Source organism: Halobacillus sp. Cin3, from assembly GCF_947311855.1.
GTDB classification, from domain to species: domain Bacteria; phylum Bacillota; class Bacilli; order Bacillales; family Halobacillaceae; genus Halobacillus; species Halobacillus kuroshimensis.
In genome coordinates, this window is sequence record NZ_CAMZMV010000003.1 from 363,984 (window position 1) to 390,032 (window position 26,049).

The following is a 26,049-nucleotide window of genomic DNA, read 5'->3' on the forward strand; positions in this document are numbered from 1 at the left end:
GAAGGAAATGCCCTCTCAGGTGGTGCTGCATTCCTCTGGTTCGCCCTGTATGAAATATGAGGAAAAACATCGGGAAAACGTTTCTTCTGTCCAAATGAAACAAACTAAAATTGATTTTAAACTGTAAATTTCATGAAATTTCTGATTTTATATCAACTATTCTCAAATCTATGATATTATGATGAATATTTATCAGAACATCATAGAAAGAGTTGGAGAGGAGTTGAGGAAGAATGGTAAGAGAAAAGTGGGGGACGAAGCTTGGGTTTATGCTGGCGGCCATGGGTTCGGCCGTGGGCCTCGGGAACATTTGGAGGTTCTCCTTTGTAGCAGGAAATAATGGTGGAGGAGCCTTTCTGCTGTTGTACCTGGCCTTCGTCATTTTACTGGGGGTCCCGCTGCTGCTTGCTGAGGTGAGTATCGGTAGAAAAGCAGAGAGTGATGTTGTCGGTTCCTTTAAAAAGCTGGCACCAAACACACCGTGGTATTTGACAGGATTTTTCGGCATTGCCAGTTCCTTTTTAATTTTGAGTTTTTACGCCGTCGTAGCCGGCTGGGCGATCTTTTATTTCTGGAATTATTTAAATGGATCTTATTTTACATCTCCGGAGGTCGGTTACGAAGGGGCATTCGGTCAGTTTATCAGTCATTCCTGGCATCCGATTGCCTGGACAGCCTTATTTATGATTCTTACGATTGTTATTGTTTTGAGCGGGGTGAAAAAAGGCATTGAGGCAGCCAACAAGATCTTTATGCCGCTGCTTGCCCTTATTCTTATTGGACTGGCTTTCTTCAGCTTGTCCCTGGATGGGGCATCTGAAGGAGTGAAGTTCTTGTTTCAGCCGGACTGGACCGCTCTAAGTGATCCGTCCATTTACATCGCCGCCCTCGGGCAGGCGTTCTTCTCTCTCAGTCTTGGTATGGGAGCGATGCTCACGTACGGAAGCTATTTGAGAAAAGAAAACAAACTGCCGAGTGCAGCCCTCGGCATCGGGATCATGGATACTTTCTTTGCGGTGATTTCAGGCCTCGTCATACTCCCGGCGGTTTTTGCCTTCGGGATCGATCCAAGCTCAGGTCCGCCGCTCGTATTCATTACACTGCCGAGTATTTTTGAACAGATGCCGATGGGTGGAATAGTAGGGCTTGTCTTCTTCTTTGCCTTGATTCTTGCTTCTCTGTCTTCTTCGGTTTCTATACTGGAAGTGCCGACGGCCTATTTCATGAGGATTCTTGGATGGACACGGTTTGCTACAAGTGTTGTCATGGGAGCGATCATGTTTGTCATGGGAATCGGGGTTTCTCTCGGTTTCGGAATCTGGTCAGGCGTCACGCCGATCGGTGACTTGAACATTCTGGATTCCATGGATTACATTGCATCCAACATTCTTCTGCCGCTTGGCGGTCTTTCCATGGCCCTTCTGATCGGATGGTATTTCTCTAAATCGGAAGCTCTGGAAGCCACAGACTTCACCGGATCCAGCATCGGGCAGATCTGGTACTATCTCGTGAAGTTCGTCGCACCAGTGATGATCCTCCTGATTTTCCTGAACAAATTAGGCGTTATTTAATAAACCTGACTAGAAACTGTTCTTACGTTGTGTTTCCGGTCACGTTCCGCTTATCGGTGGATGCTTGCCGCGGGCACGGCCTCAGCTGACTTGGTCAGGAAGATCACTTGACCAAGTGGATCTTCGGCTCGCGCTGTTCCCGCAGGCGTCACCACCGAACGCTTCTCGTGACCGAACCAAGTCATGTGCAAAAAGAGGACTGTCTTTTGTTAAACAAAAGACAGTCCTCTTTTATATACCGTTATGCTGTGCGGGAGACCTATCTTCATACAGCTATTCGGGCTAGGCGCGGACATCCTTTATCCATGGCTGTTCATCAACGTCTTTTTCTTGAGAAGGACTTAGACTCACAGAAGCAGCATCCCCCCTTAATCGAGTTTGGAGGAGAAAGGTTTTGAGGAAGAGAGTATACACCTTTATGCATTTTAGTTAGAGAGGTTTTTTATGGAAGCGTTTTGGAACTTTGTTTGAACATTGGAAAGGGGATGGGACAGGAGGGGAAGAGACGTGTTAAACTACGACAGAGTCCCATTTTTATGTAAGTAAAGGAGTTTATAAAATGGCAGTAACCAACCACAGTGTTCTAAAAAGAATGGCCAATGAAATACAGGAAGCGATGCTTCAGCATGGAAATGAGCCGAAGGTGAGGGAGCATGTCCGTTCTGTGAAGCTTCTGGCGGAACTCCTGTTGGAGGAAGAGTCACAGGGAGGTCGTCCGGAACCTTCGGTGAATGAACCGACCGCAGAAGAAATAAGGAAAATGATGGGGGCGGACAAGGCACCTGTGAAACAGTCCCAGCCTGATACGGCCGTCGATCATGAAGAGGCCAACGGGCCGTCTATCTTTGATTTCTAGGGAGGAAGGATCAATATGAAGTTTTTACTGATCGCCGCAGTTATGAATGGATTTTTGTCTGTAGCTCTGGGAGCATTCGGAGCTCATGGTCTGGAAGGGAAAGTATCTGAAAAAGGATTGGATCAGTGGGGCAAAGCCGTGGATTATCAAATGTTCCATACGATGGCTTTGTTTTGTACAGCATTATTGATGGGCAGAATCCAAGCCGGAATGATGACTGGCGCCGGCTGGTTCTTTTTGATTGGCATCCTCTTGTTCTCCGGCAGTCTCTATATCTATGCCGTTACAGAAATCAAGACGTTTGCCATGATCACGCCGCTCGGTGGTTTATCATTCCTAATTGGCTGGATTCTGCTTGGATATGCCATCATCAAGCATCTGTAATCGTCAGAAATAAAGAATGGTTGCAAACACAAAAATGATAAAGGCACGCAGCAGCTGGATGATCATTTCGATCTGCAGCTGCTTTTTCATGGCAACAAGTCCTTCTAATACAAAACCGGCTGTCAGCACGTAGAATAAAAGAAGAACGAGCCATTGATGTTCCAGCTGAAACAAGGCCAGGACCGCCAGGACGACCGCAAGAAGGAGGGTTCCCAGCAAGGCCCGCTGGTAGTTCTCATAAGGAGGTCTCATCCGCTCACCTTTTCCTTTCATAGTGAAAAACCCGCTATCGAAATAGCGAGTTCAGGCTTAAGGGCGGGACTGGTAGTTGGCCATCCCCTGATTGGATCCGGAGCCGAATGGATAGTTGTAGTTGATTTCCTCATCAAAGGTAATGTAATCAAGGTAGACCATCAGCAGAAGGTAGCGTTTCCCAGTCTGTGGATCACTTAGAATGATGTGATCCCTTCCGGCAGCTTCAATGACTCCTTTGAAGATTTTTGCATTCCACTGGTCGTTGTTTTCAAAGGTCATGTACACCGTTGCCGGTTTGCCGGCATTGAGCCTGAGAATATTTTCAATGTAGGATTCTTCAGAAGGAAGCATGTTCGGTGGATTCACTCCACCTTTGAACGTTCCCTGCTGCATAGGCGGAACCTGGAGACCGCCTCCTTGCTGTCCTTGAGGCATCCCCTGGTTGGAATAGGGGGCGCTGGGATAATGGTACATATAAGGGCTCTGACCATAATAAGGGGAGGACATCTGCCCGTACATCGGCTGTCCCTGGCCTCCGGATTGTGGTTTTTGTGCCAATTGAATCACTCCTTACAGGAATTTAATACACACTTGGACAGTCGGACCGGGTCGGAGAGTAGAAACAGTGCGATTTATAGCGGCCTGTATTCCACTGTCCGAACCATTGTTCAGGGCAGTCGCCGGAAGGCTTGAAAAACCAGAGGGAGTTGGAGGCAGGGTGGTAGCGCGTCCCTTTGATCGTTTTTCTGGCCAGGCGGATATCCTTTTCCCGCGCCCTCTGGTAAAAATAACCTTTCTGGGTGGCTTCGAATCCTCCTGGACTTTGATAGACCATATCGCGGATGGTGTTGATATCCGTGAAATCAATACAATCTCCGCGCACGCGGTTCACTCCTGTGTTCCCAACCATCAGCATCCCCAGCTCTCCATCACCCTCGGCTTCTGCCCGCATCAGCCGTGCCAGTAACTTCACGTCAGCCTCAGTGGAAGGAATAACAGCCACGCTGTCACCTCGCTTTACGAAAGGCATGCTTGCATGCTCTTTATCACTATATGTACGGACCCTCCCTGGATATGAAAGAAATAAACCCGGGTGCATCCATCGAACCTTAACATATCGTAAAAACTCGCTTCATAAAACAGAGCTACAATAAAAAAGAATAGCCTGTGAAATAAAAAACTGCCCGGGTTTCCCCGGACAGTTTCATGGATCTTATATTTTCAGGAATTGATCAACAGCTTCCGGCTTCAGAAGGTTTCCGACATAGAAAGAGCCGAAGTCGCCGTAGCGGGACGTGACTTCATCGAATCTCATTTCATACACGAGCTTTTTGAATTGAAGGACATCGTGAGCAAACAAGGTGACGCCCCATTCCCAGTCATCAAAACCGATGGAACCGGTGATGATCTGGCGGATTTTCCCGGCATACTGCCGGCCGGTCATGCCGTGGGCATACATCAGCTTCGCGCGCTCGTCTTTTTCAAGCACGTACCAGTTGTCATTGCCTTGTCTGCGCTTGTCCATTGGATAAAAGCAGATGTGATTCCATTTTGGAAGCTTCGGACGAAGACGGGCCTGGATTTCAGGATCTTCCTCGTTGGCGCTTCCCATATAATTGGAGAGCTCGACAACGGAGACATAAGAATAAGCTGGAGTGGTAAACTCAGCCAGTTTCGTTTTATTGAAGGCTGTTTCAATCTCATTCAATTCTTCCATCGTCGGACGGAGAATCATCATCATGAAGTCAGCTTTTTGACCGACAATCGTGTAGAGGGCATGGCTGCCTTCCTTGTTTTCTTCCGTGTGCTCCCATTGTCCGATCAGCTCACGGAATTCGGAAACGGCCTCTCCACGCTCCTCCTCGGAGGCGTACTTCCAGGCTGTCCAGTCCAATGTGCGGAAATCATGAAGGCAATACCATCCATCCATCGTTACTACTGCTTCTGGCATAGGATCATTCGCTCCTTTGTATAGCAAGTCGTTAGTTAAAAATTTCACATTCCCAATATAACATATTTTGATCTTCAGGCATTACAGAGGGGGCCGATATCCTGTGACAATTAAATGAAGGAATGACGGATGGCGTTTCCGGGTACAGATAAACTGGACAGAACCGTATGGAAGGAGAAAATTTGAAGGGAATTCCTTTCATTTATACACAAAAGACTTTATCATATATAACAGAAATGAAAATTGGAGGGTTAAGCATGAGTAACCTATTTGATACAATGAAAGCTAAAATTGACGGAAAAGGTACAAAAATCGTACTTCCGGAAGCGATGGACGAGCGTATTCTTACAGCTGCAGGCCAGCTGACTGCTGATGGTATGATCACACCTGTACTAGTCGGAGATAAAGCGAAAGTAGAACAGAAAGCGGATGAACTGGGTCTGGACATTTCAGGCGCTGAAGTGTTGAACCCTGAGGACTACCCTGAATATGACGAGATGGTAGCAAGCTTCGTCGAACGTCGTAAAGGCAAGGCGACGGAAGAAAAAGCCCGTGAAATTCTTCAGGATGAAAACTACTTCGGTACGATGCTCGTATATATGGGCAAAGCGGATGGTCTTGTCAGCGGCGCGGCTCATTCAACAGCGGATACAGTACGCCCTGCTCTTCAGATCATTAAAACGAAACCCGGCATTAAGAAAACTTCCGGTGTCTTCGTCATGGTCCGTGAAGACGAGAAATACGTCTTTGCTGATTGTGCCATCAACATCAGCCCGGACAGCCAGGATCTTGCTGAAATTGCGCTGGCGAGTGCGGAAACAGCTGCCTTGTTCGATGTGGATCCTAAAGTAGCGATGCTCAGCTTCTCCACGAAAGGTTCTGCGAAATCACCAGAAACAGAAAAAGTAGCAGAAGCATTGAATATCGCCAAAGAACAGAATCCAGACCTCGTCATTGACGGTGAATTCCAGTTCGATGCTGCTTTCGTTCCGTCCGTTGCCGAGAAAAAAGCTCCGGATTCCCCTCTGAAAGGCGAAGCGAATACGTTTGTCTTCCCTAGTCTTGAAGCAGGTAACATTGGATACAAGATCGCTCAGCGTCTCGGCGGTTTTGATGCGGTAGGTCCTGTCCTGCAAGGTCTGAACCAGCCGGTCAACGACCTTTCCCGCGGCTGTAGTGCAGATGACGTATACAAGCTGGCCATCATTACAGCAGCTCAATCTCTATAATAGAACGCAGAAAAAAAGACTGCCGGCCTGGAGGCCGGCAGTCTTTTTTTCTGGTACTTGCTTAAAACGTTTGCAGTGGGAAGCGGGAATGTGCTGAAAACGCTTGACTTTGGAGAGGATTCCATTAAAATAATACCTGGAATGAAAATCATTATCATTTAAAATTTATATACAGGGGTGGACATGATGAGGAACAAATGGTTGATGTTAGGGTTAACGCTTCTACTTTCCGTATTCGTACTGGCTGCATGCGGAGGGGGAGAACAGGAGGAAGATACATCTTCTGATCAGGAAACAGCAGACACAGAAGAAACAAGTGAAGAGAACGCTTCTGAAGAAACGGGTGGAGAAGTAAATCTGTACACCGGTCGTCATTACGATACAGATCAGGAGCTCTATGATACATTTACAGAAGAAACGGGAATCGAGGTCAATGTCATTGAAGGGGATGATGACGAATTGATCGCCCGTCTAGATCGTGAGGGAGAGGCTTCTGAAGCCGACCTGCTGATCACCGCTGATGCCGGTCGTCTGCACCGTGCGAAATCGCAGGATCTGCTTCAGTCTTTGGAAAGCGACACACTGAATGAAAATATTCCGGAGAAATTCCGTGATCCGGATAACAACTGGTTTGGTCTGACCAAGCGTGCGCGTGTCATTGCTTACCACAAAGAGCGTGTTGATGAAGAAAACCTTCAAACGTACATGGATTTAACAAACGAGGAGTACCAGGATAAAGTCTTGATTCGTTCGTCCTCAAACATCTATAACCAGTCTCTTGTTGCTTCTATGATTGCAACGGAGGGCGAAGACGCTGCCAAGGAATGGGCACAGGGAATCGTAGATAACATGGCTCGTGATCCTCAAGGAGGAGATCGTGACCAGGCGAAAGCTGTCGCTGCCGGTGAGGGTGATGTGGCGGTTATGAACACGTATTACCTTGGGAAAATGCTGAACTCAGAAGATGAGGAAGAAGTGAAAGTAGCTGAACAGCTGGGAATCATCTTCCCGAACCAGGATTCTACAGGAACACATGTCAACATCAGCGGCATTGGTGTGACAGCAAGCAGCAAGAATACTGAAAACGCTCAGAAATTCATTGAGTTCCTGTCTGGTGAGGAAGCGCAGAAGCAATTTGCTGAAGCCAACTACGAATATCCAGTAAATCCAGACGTCGAAGCTTCTGAACTGCTTCAAAGCTGGGGTGAGTTCAAAGAGCAGGATATTTCCCTGAATGAACTTGGAGAAAACAACGACCGCGCCATTCAGATTATGAATGAAGTCGGCTGGAAATAAGAACGAACCGCATCATGCCCGTCATGATGCGGTTTTTTCTATACAAAACAGTTGAGAACTGTTATCATTATTACGGACTCAACCTTGAATGAAGCAAGCCTCCAGGCTTTTTTCATTCAAGGCTGAGGGACTGGTGGAAAAGGACGTGTCCTCTTTGAATGTACGGCGAAGACTTCCTGCTTATAGAAATGGCTGGTCAATACTCAGTTTCATTATTGTCATCTTGATTCTCATCCCCAATGTGACGATCTTATTCAATTTCTTCACAGAAAAAGCCGAAAATTGGGGCCATATTACAGAATATATACTTCCGGATTTATTGAAAAACACTGGTCTGCTCATTGCTTTCACAGGGCTGTTGACCATTATCATAGGCACAAGCCTCGCCTGGTTGATTTCTGCTTATGATTTCCCGTTGAAAAAGTTTTTTAAGTGGGCGCTTATTTTACCGCTTGCCATCCCGCCTTATATTGCCGGATACACGTATAACGGGATATTGAATTACACAGGGGTGATTCAGACGACACTCCGGAATACGTGGGGCATCGAAGTGGAACAGAAATACTTTGATATTCTCAATCTTCCTGGTGCTGTTTTTATTTTCACTCTTTTTCTATATCCATACGTGTATACGATTACAAGAGCTTTTCTGGCCAATCAGTCAGCATCGTTAATAGAAAACGCACGTCTGCTTGGAGGTTCGCCGCTGGAAGTGTTTTTCAGGGTGGTCCTGCCGGTTTCCCGGGGAGCCGTTGTCGGGGGCGTCAGTCTCGTTCTTCTGGAAGTTCTGAATGATTATGGTGTCGTCCAGTACTTTGGCGTTCCTACATTCAGTACGGCCATCTTCCAGACATGGTTCGGCATGAATGACTTGAATTCAGCGATTAAATTATCAGCGACATTGATGTTTATCGTTTTTTCTATCCTGATTTTGGAGAAATTGCTGAGAGGCCGAAAGAAATACGCAGCTACGACGGCAAAAGCCCGGCCGCTCCGTGCCATTCCATTAAGCGGGGGGCGAGGCTGGGCGGCTTTCAGTTATTGTCTGGCCATCTTTCTGCTCGGTTTTCTCATCCCTTTGATTCAGCTTGTAGACTGGATGTTCTTAACCTTCGAAAAAGTGGCTTCGTCTGAATTTTTAACGTTGATCTGGAATTCCCTGTTCGTATCCTTGACGGGGGCCCTGCTTATTGTCTTCTTTGCAGTGATCATCGGCAACTTTGCCCGGACGCATCAAAGCCGGCTTTCGAAATCTGCAGCCAAAGTGACGATTCTCGGCTATTCGATCCCGGGAGCGGTCATTGCGGTCGGCATCAGTACCGTGTTTATTGATCTCGACAGTGTACTTTCCCGTTTCTATGAAATGACAGGGGTGGAAAGCCGGTTGTTTTTAAGCACCAGTTTAGTGATCCTGATATCTTCCTATATCATCCGGTTTCTGGCTATTGGCTACAATTCCGTTGAATCCGGCTTTGATAAAATCGGAAACAAATATACAGAAGCCTCACGGATGCTGGGGATGAATATGACGAAGACCTTTTTTAAAGTGGACGTAAGAATGCTGCGGGCACCGCTGATCAGCGGGTTTCTGCTTGCCTTTATTGAGATCATTAAAGAACTTCCGCTCACGTTGATCCTGCGTCCGTTTAACTTTGGAACGCTGTCGACCAATGCTTTTAAATATGCCAGTGATGAGCAGATTCATGAAGCGGCGTTGTCTTCTCTTATCATAGTCCTCATCAGTGCAGCCGCTGTCTTTATTTTTCATCAGGTCTTAGAAAAGGAGTCGAATTGATATGTATGTTGAAATCAAAGATCTCTGTTTTGGGTATACCAACTCGAAAGAACGAACCGTCCACGATTTTAACCTGGATATTGAACAGGGCGAAATCATTTCCATCCTGGGAGAGAGCGGCAGTGGGAAAAGTACCGTCCTCCGCCTCCTATGTGGTTTGGAAATCCCTGAAAAAGGGACGATCCACATCGCAGGCCGCACGATGACAGATGACCGGACGTTTGTAGCTCCTGAAAAAAGAGGGATCGGCATTGTCTTTCAGGATTATGCACTGTTTCCGCATATGACGGTTTATGAGAATGTGAAATTCGGATTGAAAGCGTGGAAGAGGAAGGATCGCAGCCGCAGAGTGCAGGAAGTGCTGGAGCTTGTGAACATGGGAGACTACTCAAAACGGTATCCCCATGAACTGAGCGGAGGACAGCAGCAGCGGATCGCTTTGGCTCGGTCGCTTGCGCCGGCACCGGAGCTGCTGTTGTTAGATGAACCATTCAGTAACCTTGATGCGGATCTGCAGGTGAAAATAAGAAACGAGCTGAAAGCCATTCTTAAGCAAACAGGAACGACCTGCATTTTTGTGACGCACGACCGGGAGGACTCCCGCGCCCTGGCAGACCGTATGGTTACGATGAGGGATGGGGCATCTTATGATTGGGACTCCTTATGTACGACACGTGAAGAAGAGAGTCAGAAGCCTGAGCTGGTTCGGCTGAAATAGGTAAAAAGCGCTCGACATCCTCAGCGGAGGTGGTCGAGCGCTTTTTCATTGCGTTTGACGATTTGATCGAACCGTTTTTGGAACCATTCAATTTCCGTGTCGTTCAGTGGATCGGTCACAATGTGGCCGGAAAGTTCGTACAGCTTCGTCAAGATTCTGTCCCGGACATCCGCTACAGTAAGGGGGGTGTCGAGCAGCTCATTGAGAGAAGCCATGACAGACGGCTCGATATCCGGATAGGTGAATCGTGTTTCTTCATTCCTTTTTCCAATTTCATAAAAGTGCTTCAGCAGGGAGGCTCTTTCAGCTCCGCTCCCCGTGACATCCAGATAGATCTGCACAGCGGACCCGTTTTTCACCCGGCGTTGGGAAATGCCGGCAAATTTCTTCCCGTTGATGCTGAGATCATAGGTGCCCGGACAGTAGGACCGGGTGATTTCATACGCTTCAATCTCATCAGTCACATCCTGGAACAGGTAGTGGATAAATGAGACCATCGCATCGTAGCCTTCATGGATGTTTACTTCCTTTGAGTCTGGGAAAATGAAGGAGAGGTTCATGACACCTTCATCCAACACGACGGCAAGGCCGCCGGAGTTACGGACGACGACCTGGTAGCCGCCGGCTTTCAAATATTCGATGGCTTCATCGATGTAAGGCAGACGGGCATCAGGAATTCCGAGGACGACGGTATTATGATGCACCCATAAGCGGGCCGTCGTCGGACTGATGCGCTCTCCGACGGAGATGGACAGGGTGTCGTCCATGGCGAACGACTGAAGAGCTGAAAACGAAGGTCCAAGACTGCTTTGATCGATGAAGCGGTAGGTATTGGTTTTTAATAAGGTATGGATTGTACTCATGCACATTCGAACTCCTTTACATACAGCACCATCTATTATAGCAAATATCGGTTGTTGCATGAATAAGTGAACCAATGTAAAATCTCCGATGGGTTAAAAAAGTCTTCAGGCAAAAAGGGATAGGGACAGGGAAGAGACCTCTCCCCTGTCATTTTTTGTCTGTCAAGACGTTTTTTTGTCGGATATAAAGGTATATAATAGTTAAAAATGTCGTCAGGAAAGGACAAGCGGATGGCTTATCGTGATGAGAAACTAAGTGAAGAAAAAGTATTTAAAGACCCGGTTCACCGGTATGTCCATGTACGGGAGCGGGTCATATGGGATTTGATCGGAACGTCTGAATTCCAGCGGCTGCGACGTGTGAAGCAGCTGGGAACCTCCTATTTGACGTTTCATGGAGCAGAGCACAGCCGCTTCAACCACTCGCTCGGTGTGTATGAAATTGTGAGGCGGATCATTGAGAACTTCAAGGACCGCCCGCATTGGAACCAGGAGGAGAGACTGCTCTGTCTTTGTGCGGCTCTTCTGCATGACCTCGGCCACGGCCCGTTCTCCCATTCCTTTGAGAAAGTGTACAAACTGGATCATGAGGAATTCACCCAGGCGATCCTGCTTGGGGATACGGAGGTCAATCAAGTTCTCCGCCGTGTGGAAAAAGGATTTCCGAAAAAGGTCGCCGATGTCATTAACAAAACGTATGAAAATAAGCTGGTGGTCAGTTTGATTTCCAGCCAGATTGACGCCGACCGGATGGATTACCTGCAGCGTGATGCTTACTTCACGGGGGTCAGCTATGGTCATTTCGATATGGAGCGGATTCTCAGAGTCATGCGTCCGATGGAAGATCAGGTCGTAGTGAAGGAAAGCGGCATGCATGCGGTGGAAGATTACATTATGAGCCGGTACCAGATGTACTGGCAGGTTTATTTCCACCCGGTCACCCGCAGTGCAGAAGTCATTTTGACGAAGATTCTGCACCGGGCAAAAGAGCTGTATGACGATGGCTATACATTCAAGCTGGAACCGGTCCATTTCCTTTCCTTTTTTGAAGGGAAACCGAGCTTGAAGGAGTATTTAGCTTTAGATGAAGCCGTTGTGCTTTACTATTTCCAGATGTGGATGGAAGAAGAGGACGATGTGCTGAGTGACCTCTGCCAGCGGTTTGTGAACCGGCGGCTGTTCAAATACATCGAATTCAATCCGAATGCCCAGATGAATGAATGGATGGAGCTGTATAAGCTGTTCACCAAAGCGGGATTGAACCCGGATTATTATCTTGTCGTGGATTCCAGTTCCGACCTGCCTTATGATTTCTACCGCCCCGGCGAAGAGGGGGAGCGCCTGCCGATTCATCTGCTGCAGCCAAGCGGTGAACTGAAGGAGCTGTCCAGACTTTCAGATATCGTCGAGTCGATTTCCGGGAAGAAACGGACGGATCATAAGCTGTATATTCCTCTCGACCGCCTTGAGGAAATGTCCAATCGAAGTAAAACGAAGAAGCGGATTATGGAAATATTGTTTGGATAAGGAGTGAACCTCCATGTTGGAGAATCATGCGAAGTTGATGCAGTTTTTTTCAAGCACGGAAGAAATCGTCGGAAGGAAGAAACTGCAGAAGATGATCTATATCTTGAAAAAGTGTGAAATCCCATTTGAGGAACGGTACCAATTCCACTTTTACGGCCCCTATTCAGAGGAACTGACGCTCCGGGTAGAGGAAATGTGCAACCTGGGATTTGTAACGGAAACGAGAGAAGAAAAAAAGAATTATTACCAGTACCGCTATCAGCTGACGGACAGCGGCCGCGATTTTCTCAAGCATTATGAAATGGACCTGCCGCCTTTGAATCAGCACATTGATCTGATGAATGAACGGAGCTCAAGGTTTTTAGAGCTCGTTTCAACGATGCTTTTCTTTGAGGACCTGCCGAAAGAAGAGGTCGCCGAAAAAGTGTTTACAGTCAAGAGTGCCCAGAATTATTCAGACGAGGACATTGAAGAAGGCTGGACCTTCATCGAAACGATCCGCGGTATGCATTAGATAGGAATGAAAAGTACGTGTCCATTGGAGTTGTCTGTATGTCGTGTGGGTGGTCACGCTCCGCGCAGACGACGTGCGAAAGGGAAATGGATGTATGAATCGAGAAAAGAAAAAATTGAGCGCAGTTTCTTAGATTGGAAAGAACGATGGGGACTGCGTTACTGCCGTTAGATTGCCCTTCACCTGGCCCGAGCGTATGTGTGGAGGGCAGTCTTTTTTATGCTCCTGGAGGAAAAAGCTTGCAGGGAAGATCAGGACTGCCTGGGAAAGGATGAGAAAATGGCCATACCTTCATTACATAGCGAGCATTACCGTCTTCGGGGCCTGCGGGAAGAAGACGCCGTGTCTTTGTTCCCGTTCATGGGGGACGGCGGAACGATGAAGTATATCACGCCCCATCCGGTTCAGAATATTGAGGAGATGAGAAAACAGGTTGGAGCGTACTTGACGGCTTATGAAGAGAAGCGCGAAATCCCCTGGGTGATCGAAGACCGGAGTGGAGACGTTATTGGATTTTTCCGGTTTCATAAGCTTCATCACTGGCATCGGAAAGCGGAGATGGGAGTAGTCATCTCTGCCGGGTATCAGCGTTCAGGTGTCATGTCTGAATTGATGGCCGTCATTCTCCGGTATGGATTTGAGGAGCTGCAGCTGAACAGAATCGTCGGAGATATATTTGCAGAAAATCAAGGGTCGAGGAAACTTCTTGAACGATATGGGTTCCAGGAGGAAGGGACACTCCGTCAGACGGATTTTGATGGAAAGAGGTTTCAGGATACGGTTGTCTTCTCTATGCTGAGGGAAGAATACCAGGTCTTGAACAAACGTTTGACCAATAAGGAGGAGTGACCGCTGCCCTTTCACTCCACCATCCCGGTGGTTCTATGTTAAAATAGGAGCAAAACGTACGGGCTTGTAAAGGAGGTTCGCTGAATCATGAAAGAATTCGATCAGTTTAAGAAAAATAGTGACAGCAGTGATAAGAAGAAAAATCAATTTACGATCATTAAAGATGACGCGACAGACGGGCACGGCGGCTACGGGGTCGGCTCCATCAGTCTTGAAAACATGACCCCGGTCATCGTCGATCCCAATGAAGAAGAAGCTTATGTGGATATGGGGGCGCTTCATGCCCGCAGTAAAGTGGAGAAGCGGATCAAATTCATCACAGATAAAGACGTAGTGGCCAATGGCCTTCATTACTGGATTGCCTGGGTGACGGTGGATTACCGCGGAGGGAATCCCTGCTACTACGGAGTGGCTGCCAGTGAAATCATCGTCGATCGTTCCATCAAGCGAGGGTATAAGCTGATGCCGGAGCACGTGAATCATATGGACAAATCGTTAAAAGGGCGCTTTGTCGTCGAGCACGTGGATGAAAAGAGCAGAAAAATTCTCGGAGAATACCTTCGTGAATTCAAACCGGAGCTCTGGGAAAATACGGCTCAGGAATTGAAGGCTGCGTTAGGCGTTTCATAAGAAAAAAGCCTGTCGGGACAACCGGCGGCTTTTTTTATGCCTCGTTTTTTCCGGCATTCTGGTGAATGGGATCTTTTTTTCACTTCTCCTGTAACTTCCAGTTTACGCTGTCCTTTTTTATGATAGAATAAGAACAAATGTTCGTGATTGAGGAGGGGCATGATGGATAATCGTAATCGGGATCGAGGAACCATTAAGTGGACGTCTTTGATGCTGCCGGAACATGTGGAGATGGTGAAAAAGCTGTGGAAAGAGGATCAGCGCGTGGAGAAGGGCATCATTGATGAACAGAAGGCGGTGGAAATCGACTTTTTGCTGCAGAGGGCGGTGAAGGATGATTTAACCGTCCGTCTGAGGGTCCATAATGGATTTGATTATGAAGAATGTCTGCTGAAGGTCCAGGAGGTAAGCCGGTGGGAAAGAGTTGTCAAAGGGATCCACTGGGAAACGAAGGAACAGGTCCGCTTTCCCCTGGAGGATATCATTGATTTAACGATCGCCTGAGCCTGATTTACCGGAATGTTCATAAAATACGGACAGATCTCTGTGATTCGTATTGACGAACCTTTGACGGGGTAATATATTAAGTAATACATGGATTGTACATGTTTGACTAGGACAGAGAAAACGACCGGCTTGTGACCGGTCGTTTTCTCTGTCCTTTTTTATTATCGTTCCAGCTCCGACCATTCCTTTTTATGGATGAACGTGGTTATGGGTCAGGCTACGTTATTCTTTGAAGTAAGGAGTGTGTGGTGTTAACGGTCACGTTCCGCTTATCGGTGGATGCTTGCCGCGGGCACGGCCTCAGCTAACTTGGGCAGGAAAACCACCTGCCCAAGTGGATCTTCGGCTCGCGCTGGTCCCGCAGGCGTCACCACCGAACGCTTCTCGTGACCTTCCCATAATGGTGAGTTGAAAACAGGGCTGACCTTCTGTTTAACAGAAGATCAGCCCTGTTGATACTGCAAAAACATAGGGATAGAACACGTTTCCTTGTGTATAAGCATCACTGGACCACAAGAACTTTCTCCGTGCATTATTTCTATTGGCGGCTGAAGGTCAGCCGTTTTTTTGGTTAGAAGAACCAGTCCACGACATCTTTGAACCATGGGTCGTCCTCGAATTCATCATTGATATCCTTTTCTTCACTGCCTCCGCACACTTTCTTCGGTATGTCTGCCTTTTCCATAAAGACGAGCCGTTCCTGAGGGCAGTCAGGGCCGGCAAGGTATCCGGTATCAGGGTCAATGTATACCCCCTTCACACCTGGTGGAGGCACGAAAGCCGCTGAAGGGAGAGTTTCGTGAATGTCCTCCATTGTATCCGCCCAGATGGACTTGGCATATCGGTGATCATTGAACGTTTCCAAAGGGCGTCCCCCTTCATCGTAGCCGATCCATACACCCGTAACGAATTGCGGACTGAAACCGATCATCCAGCTGTCCGTATCTGTGGTTCCCGATTTGCCTCCGTACATCCGGGTCAGCTTTCCGTTAACAGGTGTGCCTGTAACAGAAGCGTAGGAGGCATCAAGGGCTGGATCGAACATGCCTGTCATCATATGGGTGACGGTAAAGGCCGTTTCCTGATCGACAGGGTCGTCTTTTAAAATGACCGGTTCATATTCATATAAGACATGTTCATGCCGGTCGGTAATTTTTTTAATTGTATGCCCTTCGAGAGAGTCAGAGCCTTTGACCATCTTCCCGTACGCCGTGATCATATCGTACAAGGATATGGATGAATAGCCCAGTGCAAGAGAGGGGTGGGGTTCAAAAGCCCCCTCTAGACCAAACGTTTTCATCGTTTCGACAAGCTTTTCCGGTCCGATGTCCATATGGGTGGATACGGCATAAATGTTATCGGATACAGCAAGAGCTTGAGCCATCGTTATCGGCTTATCCGCATACTGATCATTGAAATTGGTGGGAACATACGGATCGCTTTTTCCTTCGACAGGGAATTCAACCGGCTTGCTTTCGCGCATCGTGACCGGCGATTCTCCGGACTCCAGGGCACTGTAATAAAGCAGCGGCTTAATGGTGGATCCGATCGGTCGTTTTGCCTGCACCGCTCTGTTGAACGGACTTTCCTCATAATTCCTGCCTCCGATCAGTGCGGTGACAGCGCCGGTGCGGCTGTCCATAACGACTGCGGCGGTTTGGACGTCATGGCCGTCAGGAAGATGCCGGGCGGCCATTTCTTCCAATGTGTCCTGATGTTCTTCATTAAGAGTCGTATGGATGTGGTATCCACCGGTCTGGATGCTTTCTCTGTCGACGCCCAGCAGCCGGGCTGCTTCGGAAATGACCTCATCCTGAAAATAGGGAGCGGTTTCCTGTATCTTTTCATTCTGACCATCCGCATAATTCAAGCTCGCTTCCACAGCTTCCTCTTTTTCTATCGAAGTAATGTATCCGTGGCGCTCCATCTCCGCTAAAATTTGTCCCTGCCTGGATACGGCTTTCTCTTCATTGTTCAGAGGAGAATAGTAGCTGGGCCCTTTCGGTATGCCGGCAAGCATGGAGGCTTCTGTGAGGGAAAGTTCCCCGGCATTCTTACTGAAATAGTGGCGGCTTGCGGCTTCAATGCCGTAGGCCCCGTGGCCGTAATAAATGGTGTTCAGGTAACCCTCTAAAATTTCGTCTTTGTTATAGAAGATTTCCAGTCGCAGGGCATACATCGCTTCATAGAGTTTGCGTTTCCATGTTTTATCATGCGAAAGATATAGGTTGCGGGCATACTGCTGGGTAATCGTGCTTGCTCCCTGAGCCATACGCATTTGTTTTAAATCGGTTAAGGCAGCGGCCGCAATCCGTTTGAAATCGAAACCGAAATGGTTGTAAAACCGCCGGTCTTCAATGGCAAGCGTGGCGTCCTTAATCGACTGGGGCATGTCCTCGATAGCGATCCAGTACCTTTCCTCAGCCCCTTTGTCCTCCCCAATCACCTCTCCACTGCTTCCGTAGATGAGTGTATTCTGTTCAGTCGTCAAGGATGGGGGGCCCTGGATAATCGCCGTCATAACTACAGCAATGAGAGCGATAAGACCGAGGATGGCGGCGGCTCCCGTCAGTTTCAGGCTGATGATCAGCCATTTGTAAGAAGTTTTGATAAATGACCACATCTTGTTTATACTCCCAACTATAAAGAGAAAATTTTGTGTTCACCGAAACGAAAGACTGCTATTATTATGGGAGAATTCGTAGTAAAATAAACTTCTTGTTTGCTTTTTAAATACCGGTATGGAGGGGGCGCCCTGCCACCGGCCGATGTATAGATGAAAAGGAGAAATGCTTCATGGGTACATGGTTTACAGAAAAACAGACCGATCATTTCGGGATTACAGCGAAAGTGAATCGATCGCTTCATAAAGAGAAAACAGATTTTCAAGAATTGGAAATGCTGGAGACAGAAGAATGGGGAAATATGCTCGTGCTTGATGATATGGTCATGACGACGGAGAAGGATGAATTCGTTTATCACGAAATGGTCGCCCATGTTCCTTTATTCACCCACCCCCACCCTGAAAATGTGCTGGTTGTCGGCGGCGGAGACGGTGGTGTGATAAGGGAAGTCCTGAAGCATGAAAGTGTGAAGAAAGCCACTCTTGTGGAAATTGATGGGAAGGTCATCGAGTATTCGAAAAAGTACCTGCCGTCCATCGCAGGAATGCTTGAAGACGAACGTGTCGAGGTCAAAGTAGATGATGGATTCATGCACATCGCACAAAGCCGTGACGAATACGATGTCATCATGGTTGATTCCACAGAACCGGTCGGACCTGCTGTGAACCTCTTTTCCAAGGGCTTTTACGAGGGTATTGCTAAAGCATTGAAAGAGGATGGCATCTTTGTCGCGCAAACAGACAACCCGTGGTTCAAGGCAGACCTGATCCGTCAGGTGTACGGGGATGTGAAAGAAACATTTCCGATTACCCACGTGTATACGGCTAACATTCCAACGTATCCAAGCGGACTGTGGACATTCACGATGGGGAGCAAGACGCATCATCCCCTTCAGGTTCCTGAAGACCGTTTCACGGAACTGGATACGAAATACTACACCGAAGAAATCCATCAAGCCTGCTTTGCGCTGCCGAAATTTGTGAAAGACTTGACGAAGGAGTGACATTCATGAGGTTTGATGAAGCCTACTCTGGAAAAGTATTCATTATGAGCCGAGCTTCAGAGGAAGAAGCGGACGCTGTGATTTACGGCATGCCGATGGACTGGACGGTCAGCTTCCGTCCGGGCTCCCGATTTGGCCCGAACCGGATCAGGGAAGCTTCCATCGGCCTTGAGGAATACAGTCCTTATCTGGACCGTCATTTGGAAGAGGTAAGCTATCATGATGCAGGCGATCTGCTGCTGCCATTCGGAAATGCAGCCCGAAGCCTTGATATCATTGAGGATTATATGGATGAACTGATGGAAAAAGGCAAGTTCCCGCTCGGGATGGGCGGGGAGCACCTTGTCTCCTGGCCGGTCATTCAATCCGTTTACAAAAAATACCCGGACCTTGCCGTCATTCATATTGATGCCCATGCGGATCTTCGGGAGGAATACGAGGGAGAGGTGCTTTCCCATTCCACGCCGGTCCGGAAGACGTGTGAGCTCATCGGAGCGGAAAACGTCTACTCCTTCGGTATCCGTTCCGGTATGAGGGAAGAGTTCCAATATGCTGCTGAATCCGGTATGCATTTGTACAAGTTCGATGTACTGGAGCCTTTGCAGAAGGTTCTTCCTGAACTGGCCGGGCGTCCGGTTTACGTCACGATTGATATTGATGTGCTGGACCCCGCCGCTGCACCGGGAACAGGAACGGCTGAAGCGGGCGGCATTACTTCTAAGGAACTGCTTGCGGCCATTCATGCCATGGCAGGAAGTGAGATGAATATCGTAGGGGCTGACTTGGTGGAAGTAGCACCGGCCTATGATCATTCGGAAAAAACACAGATTGCTGCCAGCAAACTGATGCGTGAAATGCTTTTAGGGTTTGTTCAATAAATGATAGAATAGGAAAAGCCGCTGTGATGATCACGGTGGCTTTTCTATTTTCAGGCCCGGGGCCTGAAATCATGAATAAAGGAGCGTTTCATTTTGACAAAGAAAGGGATTGGTCTCATTTCGGCCTATGCATTGGTGATGGTGGCTCTCTTCACCGCCACTTTTGCAGGGGAATGGAACCCATCAAATTACAGCTATACATTGAATGAAAACACCCTGACGATTGAACAAGGATTATGGAATAAGGAAGAAATGGAAGTGGAGAGGGAAGGGAATATCAACAATATCCTGCTCTTCCAGCTGGCGGTTTCTGAAGAAAGGCAGCAATGGAGCGTGGACCTTGGTGTGACCGCTGTTCTTCTGCCTCTCTTGTTGTTTATCGCTGCTCCTGCACAGCGTCCGTTTAAGAAATATCTAGCCTTTAAGTGGTACGCGGCGGTTGTTTTGGCCATCCTTGTGGTATACACCGCATGGTCCGTTCCGGCACACGTTTCCTATGTGGATGATATAGAGAGGTATGTTCGTCTGCTGACAAGTTCCTGATACCAGCGCTTGCGTTTTTAAACTGAAATTTTTATAATGGATTAGTTATAACTCGTTCGTAAAACTGTTAAAGAAAAGGTGGAGAAACATGCCTGCAAATGCAAAAGACATCCAGGTCCAGCTTGTTACCGAAATCCAGGATCAAGATCGCAGAGAGACCATGGAAATCGAAGAGACCGGCCGTTTTTTAGTCCGCGGCAGTACGCAGGTGCTGACCTTTACGGAGCACCCGGAAGACGGTGAGCCTGTCCATACAATGGTGACGATCAAACCGGAGCATGTAAGCATCAAGCGTACCGGCGGTGTGGAAATGCGCCAGGTTTTTAAACCTTTGATGGAAACAGAGAATCTATATCACCACACCTATGGTGATTTTCATATGAAAACCTACACGAAAGAAATGAACTACACCCCGCTGGAAGAATCCGTGCAGGGACGACTGTTTTTAAACTATACGATGACGTTAAATCACGAGGTGACGCAGGCGCACAGCTTGACGTTGACGTTTGAGGAGGAGAGCGATTCATGAATATCGTTGAACAAATGGAACAGAACCTGAAAGCAGAAATTGTGCGTTCTGTGCTGGCAGCGGGGCTTGCCGGAGAAGAAGAAATGCCGGAAGTGGTGCTTGAACAGCCGAAGGATAAAGCTCATGGGGACTATGCCACCAATATGGCCATGCAGCTGGCGCGTGTAGCGAAAAAGAACCCGCGTGCGATTGCTACTGAACTGGTGGAGCAGTTCGACCATTCGAAAGCATCCATTGAAAAAATTGAAATCGCAGGCCCGGGCTTCATTAACTTTTACATGAACAATCAGTATTTGACGGAACTTGTGCCTTCTGTACTGTCTGCCGGCGATGCATATGGACGCACCAACAGCGGAGACGGTCATAAAATCCAGATTGAGTTCGTTTCGGCCAATCCGACGGGAACCCTTCACCTGGGACACGCCCGTGGAGCAGCTGTCGGTGATTCCTTGTGCAACGTATTGGATGCAGCCGGCTACGACGTCTCCCGTGAATACTACATCAATGATGCAGGAAACCAGATGATGAATCTGGCGAAGTCTCTTGAAGCCCGCTACATGCAGGCGCTCGGCCGTGACTGGGACATGCCGGAAGATGGCTATCACGGTAAAGATATTATCCAGCTCGGAGAAAAGCTCGCGGAAGAAACCGGTGAAAAATGGGCGGAAGCCGAGCAGGAAGAGCGTCTTCAGTTCTGCCGTGAATATGGTTTGAAGTTCCTTTTGAACCTAATCAAGACCGATCTGGAAGAATTCCGTGTGCCATTTGATGAATGGTTCTCTGAAACCTCCCTGTATCAGGGTGACCAGATTACAGACGCCTTGAAAGTCCTTAAAGATCAAGGATACGTGTATGATAAAGATGATGCCACATGGTTTGAAACGACACAGTTCGGCGATGATAAGGATCGAGTCCTTATTAAAAATGACGGCACATACACGTACTTGACGCCTGACATTGCCTATCACAAAAACAAGCTGGACCGCGGTTTTGATACGCTCATCAACATCTGGGGAGCGGATCACCACGGCTACATCCCACGTATGAAAGCAGCCATCCAGGCACTGGGTTATGAAAAAGATACGATGGAAGTAGAAATCATCCAGATGGTCAATTTGTTCCAGGACGGCGAAAAGGTGAAAATGAGTAAGCGTACCGGAAAAGCGGTCACACTTAGAGAGCTGATGGAGGAAGTCGGTGTCGACGCGATGCGCTATTTCTTCTCCATGCGTTCCAGTGACTCCCATCTGGACTTTGATATGGACCTTGCCCGTTCCGAGTCCAATGAAAACCCTGTGTACTACGTGCAGTATGCTCACGCAAGAATCTGCACGATGTTGAAGCAGGCGGAAGAGAAAGGGCTCATGAAAGAGAACTACGATAACAGCTGGTTAACGGCTGAGAAGGAAGAAGACCTGCTGAAGAAGCTTGGGGAATTCCCGCAGGTTGTAGCGGATGCGGCCGACAAACGTACCCCGCACAGGGTTACCCAATATGCCTTTGATCTGGCTTCTGCCCTCCACAGCTTCTACAATGCCGTGAAAGTATTGGATGGCGACAATCCGGAGCGCACAGCGGCAAGAATTGCCTTAATGAAGGCTGTACGGATCACATTGAACAACGCGCTGAAACTTGTTGGTGTTTCTGCACCAAATCAAATGTAATCTCATAGAATAGGAAAAGGGCGTCTCTGCATCATCAGGCAGAGGCGTTCTTTTTTATGTGCGCAGTCATAAGGAAAAGGGAATGATGAATGGAGTGGAGAAAGAAGTACATGATATACGAAAAGGACGGAAGAAGGAGGAATCCATGTGGGAAAAGAAGTGCTGCTGGCATTACTGACCGGTTTCGTTGTCGGGTTATTATTTGCTGCTGTAAAACTGCCGATACCGGCACCGCCCGCCTTTGCGGGAGTGGCCGGTATCATTGGCATTTATCTTGGGTTTAAAGTGTATGGGTGGATCGGACCGGTGTTCACAGAGTTGTTTAAATGACGTCTATAAAAACGGGCGGAGCAGAACAGCAATCTTTTGATTGATTCTCGTTCCAAGCGAGCGTTTTTTCAGCCAACGGTCATCGAAAGGAACAGCATCCGCGACATCCTCAAAATAGACATCTCTCAAGTCCTGGATGAAAGCTTCGTCATACACGTAGGTATTCACTTCTTTATTCAGGAAAAAGCTGCGCCGGTCAAAGTTCGCCGTTCCAATATCGGCGAACTGCCCGTCAATCATGATGACCTTTGAGTGATAAAAGCCTGCATCAAAGAAGCGTATGTCAGCACCGGTCTGCTTCAGCTCTTTTAAATACGGCACTGCTGCTTCCTTTACAAACGCATGGTCCGCTTTCATCGGAATCATAATATGCAGCGAGACGTTCCGTTTCAATGCTTTCTTTAAAGCATCCTGAAGCGTAGGCGTGGGAATGAAATAGGGCGTACCGATTAAAATTTCCTGCTCGGCAGAATCAATCATTTTCTTAAATTCTGTTTCAAGCTCTACGCCGTCTGTCGCTACAATCCTCATCCGGTACGGATGCTCGGTATCCGAAGGGGGGAAGGGGGTATCTTGTTCTCCTGTCGCCAAGTACCAGTCATCAAGAAAAATTGTATGGAGCTGATGAACGACCGGACCGAATGCACGGATGTGGTAATCCCGCCAATCCCCGAATTTTGACGATTCTCCGATATATGCCTTTCCGACATTAAAACCACCGACATAGCCGATATTTCCATCAATGACGGTGATTTTTCTGTGGTTTCTTCGTTGAAGGCGGTAGAAGAAGTAAGGGAAACCAGGTACTTCCGCAAAAGCGAAGCGCACCCCTGCCTCTTCAAGTTCGCTGCGACGCTTTTTTGTAATTTTAAAGCTGGCCACACGGTCGCCCATCAGGCGGACGGGGACACCTTCGGCCGCTTTGTTTTTGAGCACCTGAAGGAAATTATCCGCAATATAATCATTTTCTATAAGAAAGAAATAAACATCCACCTGTTTTTCTGCCTCGGAAATATCCCGGAAAAGCTGCTCATACAGCCGGGATCCGTTCTTATATAAATGATAGCTGCCTGTCGTTTCCTCCAGGGGAATGGTACGGGCCTGTTTATGATGCCGGGACCTTCCCAATTTAAAATCCAGGAAAAGCAGGAAAATAAGAGTGGCTGCTAGTAATAGTAGAATAATGTAGAACATAAGATGCCTCCTAAAAAACTCTTCCTCCTAGTTTCCCCTTTTTCGACCTTTTCAAAAGGAAAATTACAGAAAATATATTGACTGAATGCTCATTCATAATTTATAGTTAAGCTATAAGATTCAGAAAATTTAAAGTTTCTGATCGGAGAAAAGGGAAATCGCTTCGTGCGATGACAACAAAGAGGGGGAAAACCTATGAATCCACTGCTGGTCGCAAACTGGATTTTGTTCCTTGGTGTACTGATCTATGGACTTTATTTATTTGTCCGTGTGGTTCAGACTCGTATCGCTTATATCAAACTGGGAAAAAAATTCGAGTATGACAAACAGCTGAAGTCACGATTACGCAAAATCTGGATTTATGTATTCGGGCAGAAGAAACTGCTCAAGGATAAGAAATCCGGAATCATTCACGTTATGATGTTTTATGGATTTATTCTCGTCCAATTCGGAGCGATTGATTTTATCTATAAAGGACTTGTGCCGGATGCCCATCTTCCGCTCGGCCCTTTTTACGCCGGCTTTACGTTTTTCCAGGAGCTGGTGACGTTAACCATTCTGACCGCCGTTATCTGGGCATTTCACCGCCGGTACATTGAAAAGCTTGTCCGTCTGAAGCGCGGATTTAAAGCCGGACTTGTCCTGATTTTCATTGGAACACTGATGGTAACCGTCCTCGTTGGAAACGGCATGAGTATGATCTGGCATGCCCATGAAGGAGCATGGACAGAACCTGTTGCGAGCGTTATTGCAAGCGCTTTCGGTTGGGTGCCGGAACCTGTAGCCATTACGGTATTCTTTGTCATGTGGTGGATTCACCTATTGACCCTGCTCACCTTCCTTGTCTACGTGCCGCAGTCCAAGCACGCCCACCTTCTTGCTGCACCTGTGAATGTCTTTTTGAGTCGTGAGGAGCCGCCGGGGAAATTGAAGTCCATTGATTTTGAAATGGATGAAGATGCCGATGAAGAAGATGTATCCTTCGGGGTTGGAAAGATTGAGGATTTCAACCAGCTTCAAATGATTGATTTTTATGCATGTGTCGAATGCGGCCGCTGTACAAACGTGTGTCCTGCGTCCGGTTCCGGGAAAATGCTGTCACCGATGGATCTGATTGTGAAGCTCCGGGGCCACCTTACCGAAAAAGGAGCCGCTGTTACAGGTCAGTCCCCGTGGGTGCCAGCCTACGCATTTTCCGGGACAGAAGGGAATACACTCGCTCAAATGGCCCGAAGCCACGGGACAGATGAGGCCGCAGCCACGCTGGAAGCGGTCCAGAACAAGAGCCTGATCGGTGATGTCATTACAGAAGAAGAACTGTGGGCTTGTACGACCTGCCGGAACTGCGAGGATGCCTGCCCGGTTATGAACGAGCATGTTGATAAAATCATCGATCTGCGCCGTTACCTCGTTCTTACCGAAGGAAAAATGGATGCCGATGGCCAGCGTGCCATGATGAACATTGAGCGCCAGGGGAACCCATGGGGACTTTCCAAGAAGGAAAGAGAAGACTGGAGAGAGCTGGATGAAGATGTTCATATTCCTACAGTGAAAGAGTTGAAAAAATCAGGGGAAGAGTTCGAATACTTATTCTGGGTCAGCTCCATGGGCTCATACGATAACCGGAGCCAGAAAATCGCCATGGCGTTTGCGAAACTGATGAATGAAGCAGGCATCAAGTTCGCCATCCTTGGAAACAAAGAACAGAACTCCGGAGACACAGCCCGCCGCATGGGGAATGAGTTCCTATTCCAGGAGCTGGCGGAGAAGAACATGAAGGAATTCGAGAAAAATGATGTGAAGAAGATCATTACGATCGATCCACATGCGTATAACATCTTTAAAAATGAGTATCCGGATTTTGGATTGGAAGCAGAAGTGTACCATCATACCGAGCTGCTTGCGGAATGGTTGAAAGAAGGGCGCTTGAATCCCCAGGGAGTGGTGAAAGAAAAAATCACCTATCACGACAGCTGCTATCTTGGCCGCTACAACGAAGTCTATCAGCCGCCGCGTGAAGTTCTGGAGATGATTCCGGGGGTCGAAGTCGTGGAAATGAAGCGGAACCGTTCAAACGGGATGTGCTGTGGAGCCGGAGGCGGTATGATGTGGATGGAGGAGAAATCAGGGAATCGTGTGAACGTAGCCAGGACTGAGCAGGCGCTTGAGGTGGAGCCTACGATGATTTCCAGCGGATGTCCATTCTGTCTGACGATGCTGTCAGATGGAACAAAAGCGAAGGAAGTGGAAGAAGAGGTCAGCACGATGGATATAGCAGAAATTCTGGCGAAGTCCATTTTTGAGAGCACAGAGGAAAAAACGGCTTAATTAAACGTTTG

26 protein-coding genes are annotated in these 26,049 nt (G+C 47.8%); 19 read left to right on the forward strand and 7 right to left on the reverse strand.

Annotated features, from left to right (window positions below; all coding sequences use genetic code 11):
* Positions 1-233: 233 nt before the first annotated feature.
* The 3 genes from QMA39_RS12455 to QMA39_RS12465 all read left to right on the forward strand — a co-directional run bounded on the left by QMA39_RS12455 (position 234) and on the right by QMA39_RS12465 (position 2,811).
* Positions 234-1,571, forward strand: a complete 1,338-nt coding sequence (locus QMA39_RS12455; RefSeq protein ID WP_281658933.1) for a sodium-dependent transporter — start codon at positions 234-236, stop codon at positions 1,569-1,571.
* Between the two features lie 559 nt (positions 1,572-2,130).
* Positions 2,131-2,427, forward strand: a complete 297-nt coding sequence (locus QMA39_RS12460; protein WP_027954672.1) for a DUF5327 family protein — start codon at positions 2,131-2,133, stop codon at positions 2,425-2,427.
* Between the two features lie 15 nt (positions 2,428-2,442).
* A complete protein-coding gene (locus QMA39_RS12465) occupies positions 2,443-2,811 on the forward strand; it encodes a DUF423 domain-containing protein (protein ID WP_281658934.1) in 369 nt (122 codons plus the stop codon).
* Positions 2,812-2,814: 3 nt separating this feature from the next.
* On the opposite strand, the gene QMA39_RS12470 is transcribed toward QMA39_RS12465, so the two are convergent.
* The 4 genes from QMA39_RS12470 to hemQ form a co-directional block, all read right to left on the reverse strand.
* Entirely contained in the window at positions 2,815-3,084 is a 270-nt protein-coding gene (locus tag QMA39_RS12470) for a hypothetical protein (protein ID WP_242520288.1), read from the reverse strand.
* Positions 3,085-3,120: 36 nt separating this feature from the next.
* Positions 3,121-3,624, reverse strand: a complete 504-nt coding sequence (gene gerQ / locus QMA39_RS12475; RefSeq protein ID WP_027954675.1) for a spore coat protein GerQ — start codon at positions 3,622-3,624, stop codon at positions 3,121-3,123.
* A gap of 22 nt (positions 3,625-3,646) precedes the next feature.
* Positions 3,647-4,069, reverse strand: coding sequence for a cell wall hydrolase (locus QMA39_RS12480; protein ID WP_027954676.1), 423 nt, complete (start codon positions 4,067-4,069; stop codon positions 3,647-3,649).
* 210 nt (positions 4,070-4,279) lie between these two features.
* The gene (gene hemQ, locus QMA39_RS12485) at positions 4,280-5,017 is read right to left on the reverse strand and encodes a hydrogen peroxide-dependent heme synthase (protein WP_027954677.1); all 738 of its coding nucleotides are present in this window, start codon (positions 5,015-5,017) and stop codon (positions 4,280-4,282) included.
* A gap of 257 nt (positions 5,018-5,274) precedes the next feature.
* Between hemQ and pta the strand changes: the two genes are divergently transcribed.
* The 4 genes from pta (at position 5,275) to QMA39_RS12505 (ending at position 10,055) form a co-directional block, all read left to right on the forward strand.
* Positions 5,275-6,246: a phosphate acetyltransferase gene (gene pta, locus QMA39_RS12490; protein ID WP_281658935.1), complete on the forward strand. Its 972-nt coding sequence runs from the start codon at positions 5,275-5,277 to the stop codon at positions 6,244-6,246.
* A gap of 183 nt (positions 6,247-6,429) precedes the next feature.
* Entirely contained in the window at positions 6,430-7,542 is a 1,113-nt protein-coding gene (locus QMA39_RS12495; protein WP_084163071.1) for a Fe(3+) ABC transporter substrate-binding protein, read from the forward strand.
* A gap of 154 nt (positions 7,543-7,696) precedes the next feature.
* Complete coding sequence (locus QMA39_RS12500; protein WP_281658936.1) at positions 7,697-9,337, forward strand: iron ABC transporter permease; 1,641 nt, start codon at positions 7,697-7,699, stop codon at positions 9,335-9,337.
* 1 nt (position 9,338) lies between these two features.
* Positions 9,339-10,055, forward strand: coding sequence for an ABC transporter ATP-binding protein (locus QMA39_RS12505; RefSeq protein ID WP_027954681.1), 717 nt, complete (start codon positions 9,339-9,341; stop codon positions 10,053-10,055).
* 20 nt (positions 10,056-10,075) lie between these two features.
* Here QMA39_RS12505 and QMA39_RS12510 read toward each other — a convergent pair whose 3' ends face one another.
* On the reverse strand, positions 10,076-10,918 hold the full coding sequence (locus QMA39_RS12510; RefSeq protein ID WP_027954682.1) for a lipoate--protein ligase family protein: 843 nt from the start codon (positions 10,916-10,918) through the stop codon (positions 10,076-10,078).
* Between the two features lie 231 nt (positions 10,919-11,149).
* Between QMA39_RS12510 and QMA39_RS12515 the strand changes: the two genes are divergently transcribed.
* The 5 genes from QMA39_RS12515 to QMA39_RS12535 all read left to right on the forward strand — a co-directional run bounded on the left by QMA39_RS12515 (position 11,150) and on the right by QMA39_RS12535 (position 14,942).
* Entirely contained in the window at positions 11,150-12,445 is a 1,296-nt protein-coding gene (locus QMA39_RS12515; protein ID WP_027954683.1) for an HD domain-containing protein, read from the forward strand.
* A 13-nt stretch (positions 12,446-12,458) separates the two neighbouring features.
* Positions 12,459-12,959, forward strand: coding sequence for a YwgA family protein (locus tag QMA39_RS12520; RefSeq protein ID WP_027954684.1), 501 nt, complete (start codon positions 12,459-12,461; stop codon positions 12,957-12,959).
* A 279-nt stretch (positions 12,960-13,238) separates the two neighbouring features.
* Positions 13,239-13,808, forward strand: a complete 570-nt coding sequence (locus QMA39_RS12525) for a GNAT family N-acetyltransferase (RefSeq protein ID WP_281658937.1) — start codon at positions 13,239-13,241, stop codon at positions 13,806-13,808.
* 87 nt (positions 13,809-13,895) lie between these two features.
* Entirely contained in the window at positions 13,896-14,438 is a 543-nt protein-coding gene (locus tag QMA39_RS12530; protein WP_027954686.1) for a YwhD family protein, read from the forward strand.
* Between the two features lie 162 nt (positions 14,439-14,600).
* Positions 14,601-14,942 (forward strand): YolD-like family protein, encoded by a 342-nt coding sequence (locus QMA39_RS12535; RefSeq protein WP_027954687.1) that lies wholly within the window; start codon positions 14,601-14,603, stop codon positions 14,940-14,942.
* Positions 14,943-15,516: 574 nt separating this feature from the next.
* Here QMA39_RS12535 and QMA39_RS12540 read toward each other — a convergent pair.
* Positions 15,517-17,568, reverse strand: coding sequence for a PBP1A family penicillin-binding protein (locus QMA39_RS12540; RefSeq protein WP_281658938.1), 2,052 nt, complete (start codon positions 17,566-17,568; stop codon positions 15,517-15,519).
* 173 nt (positions 17,569-17,741) lie between these two features.
* On the opposite strand from QMA39_RS12540, the gene speE reads away from it, so the two are divergent.
* The 6 genes from speE to QMA39_RS12570 all read left to right on the forward strand — a co-directional run bounded on the left by speE (position 17,742) and on the right by QMA39_RS12570 (position 22,516).
* Complete coding sequence (gene speE, locus QMA39_RS12545; RefSeq protein ID WP_281658939.1) at positions 17,742-18,572, forward strand: spermidine synthase; 831 nt, start codon at positions 17,742-17,744, stop codon at positions 18,570-18,572.
* A gap of 5 nt (positions 18,573-18,577) precedes the next feature.
* Positions 18,578-19,450: an agmatinase gene (speB, locus tag QMA39_RS12550; protein WP_281658940.1), complete on the forward strand. Its 873-nt coding sequence runs from the start codon at positions 18,578-18,580 to the stop codon at positions 19,448-19,450.
* A gap of 93 nt (positions 19,451-19,543) precedes the next feature.
* Positions 19,544-19,993: a hypothetical protein gene (locus QMA39_RS12555; protein WP_242520290.1), complete on the forward strand. Its 450-nt coding sequence runs from the start codon at positions 19,544-19,546 to the stop codon at positions 19,991-19,993.
* 88 nt (positions 19,994-20,081) lie between these two features.
* Positions 20,082-20,522, forward strand: coding sequence for a DUF1934 domain-containing protein (locus QMA39_RS12560; RefSeq protein ID WP_027954692.1), 441 nt, complete (start codon positions 20,082-20,084; stop codon positions 20,520-20,522).
* Positions 20,519-22,186, forward strand: coding sequence for an arginine--tRNA ligase (gene argS / locus QMA39_RS12565; protein WP_281658941.1), 1,668 nt, complete (start codon positions 20,519-20,521; stop codon positions 22,184-22,186). The genes QMA39_RS12560 and argS overlap by 4 nt, the downstream gene beginning before the upstream one ends.
* A gap of 147 nt (positions 22,187-22,333) precedes the next feature.
* A complete protein-coding gene (locus QMA39_RS12570; RefSeq protein ID WP_027954694.1) occupies positions 22,334-22,516 on the forward strand; it encodes a XapX domain-containing protein in 183 nt (60 codons plus the stop codon).
* 3 nt (positions 22,517-22,519) lie between these two features.
* On the opposite strand, the gene cls is transcribed toward QMA39_RS12570, so the two are convergent.
* Positions 22,520-23,710: a cardiolipin synthase gene (cls, locus tag QMA39_RS12575; protein WP_281658942.1), complete on the reverse strand. Its 1,191-nt coding sequence runs from the start codon at positions 23,708-23,710 to the stop codon at positions 22,520-22,522.
* Positions 23,711-23,905: 195 nt separating this feature from the next.
* On the opposite strand from cls, the gene QMA39_RS12580 reads away from it, so the two are divergent.
* Entirely contained in the window at positions 23,906-26,038 is a 2,133-nt protein-coding gene (locus QMA39_RS12580; RefSeq protein WP_281658943.1) for a (Fe-S)-binding protein, read from the forward strand.
* Positions 26,039-26,049 lie beyond the last annotated feature (11 nt).

Bases quoted from the DNA above. Each gene is read 5' to 3' on its own strand.
- QMA39_RS12525 (WP_281658937.1), top strand. From the start codon at position 13,239: ATGGCCATACCTTCATTACATAGCGAGCATTACCGTCTTCGGGGCCTG.
- hemQ (WP_027954677.1), bottom strand. From the start codon at position 5,017: ATGCCAGAAGCAGTAGTAACGATGGATGGATGGTATTGCCTTCATGAT.
- QMA39_RS12495 (WP_084163071.1), top strand. From the start codon at position 6,430: ATGATGAGGAACAAATGGTTGATGTTAGGGTTAACGCTTCTACTTTCC.
- QMA39_RS12560 (WP_027954692.1), top strand. From the start codon at position 20,082: ATGCCTGCAAATGCAAAAGACATCCAGGTCCAGCTTGTTACCGAAATC.
- speE (WP_281658939.1), top strand. From the start codon at position 17,742: ATGGGTACATGGTTTACAGAAAAACAGACCGATCATTTCGGGATTACA.
- speB (WP_281658940.1), top strand. From the start codon at position 18,578: ATGAGGTTTGATGAAGCCTACTCTGGAAAAGTATTCATTATGAGCCGA.
- QMA39_RS12515 (WP_027954683.1), top strand. From the start codon at position 11,150: ATGGCTTATCGTGATGAGAAACTAAGTGAAGAAAAAGTATTTAAAGAC.
- cls (WP_281658942.1), bottom strand. From the start codon at position 23,710: ATGTTCTACATTATTCTACTATTACTAGCAGCCACTCTTATTTTCCTG.
- QMA39_RS12455 (WP_281658933.1), top strand. From the start codon at position 234: ATGGTAAGAGAAAAGTGGGGGACGAAGCTTGGGTTTATGCTGGCGGCC.
- QMA39_RS12460 (WP_027954672.1), top strand. From the start codon at position 2,131: ATGGCAGTAACCAACCACAGTGTTCTAAAAAGAATGGCCAATGAAATA.
- QMA39_RS12510 (WP_027954682.1), bottom strand. From the start codon at position 10,918: ATGAGTACAATCCATACCTTATTAAAAACCAATACCTACCGCTTCATC.
- QMA39_RS12530 (WP_027954686.1), top strand. From the start codon at position 13,896: ATGAAAGAATTCGATCAGTTTAAGAAAAATAGTGACAGCAGTGATAAG.
- QMA39_RS12580 (WP_281658943.1), top strand. From the start codon at position 23,906: ATGAATCCACTGCTGGTCGCAAACTGGATTTTGTTCCTTGGTGTACTG.
- QMA39_RS12505 (WP_027954681.1), top strand. From the start codon at position 9,339: ATGTATGTTGAAATCAAAGATCTCTGTTTTGGGTATACCAACTCGAAA.
- argS (WP_281658941.1), top strand. From the start codon at position 20,519: ATGAATATCGTTGAACAAATGGAACAGAACCTGAAAGCAGAAATTGTG.
- QMA39_RS12465 (WP_281658934.1), top strand. From the start codon at position 2,443: ATGAAGTTTTTACTGATCGCCGCAGTTATGAATGGATTTTTGTCTGTA.
- QMA39_RS12540 (WP_281658938.1), bottom strand. From the start codon at position 17,568: ATGTGGTCATTTATCAAAACTTCTTACAAATGGCTGATCATCAGCCTG.
- pta (WP_281658935.1), top strand. From the start codon at position 5,275: ATGAGTAACCTATTTGATACAATGAAAGCTAAAATTGACGGAAAAGGT.
- QMA39_RS12520 (WP_027954684.1), top strand. From the start codon at position 12,459: ATGTTGGAGAATCATGCGAAGTTGATGCAGTTTTTTTCAAGCACGGAA.
- QMA39_RS12535 (WP_027954687.1), top strand. From the start codon at position 14,601: ATGGATAATCGTAATCGGGATCGAGGAACCATTAAGTGGACGTCTTTG.
- QMA39_RS12470 (WP_242520288.1), bottom strand. From the start codon at position 3,084: ATGAAAGGAAAAGGTGAGCGGATGAGACCTCCTTATGAGAACTACCAG.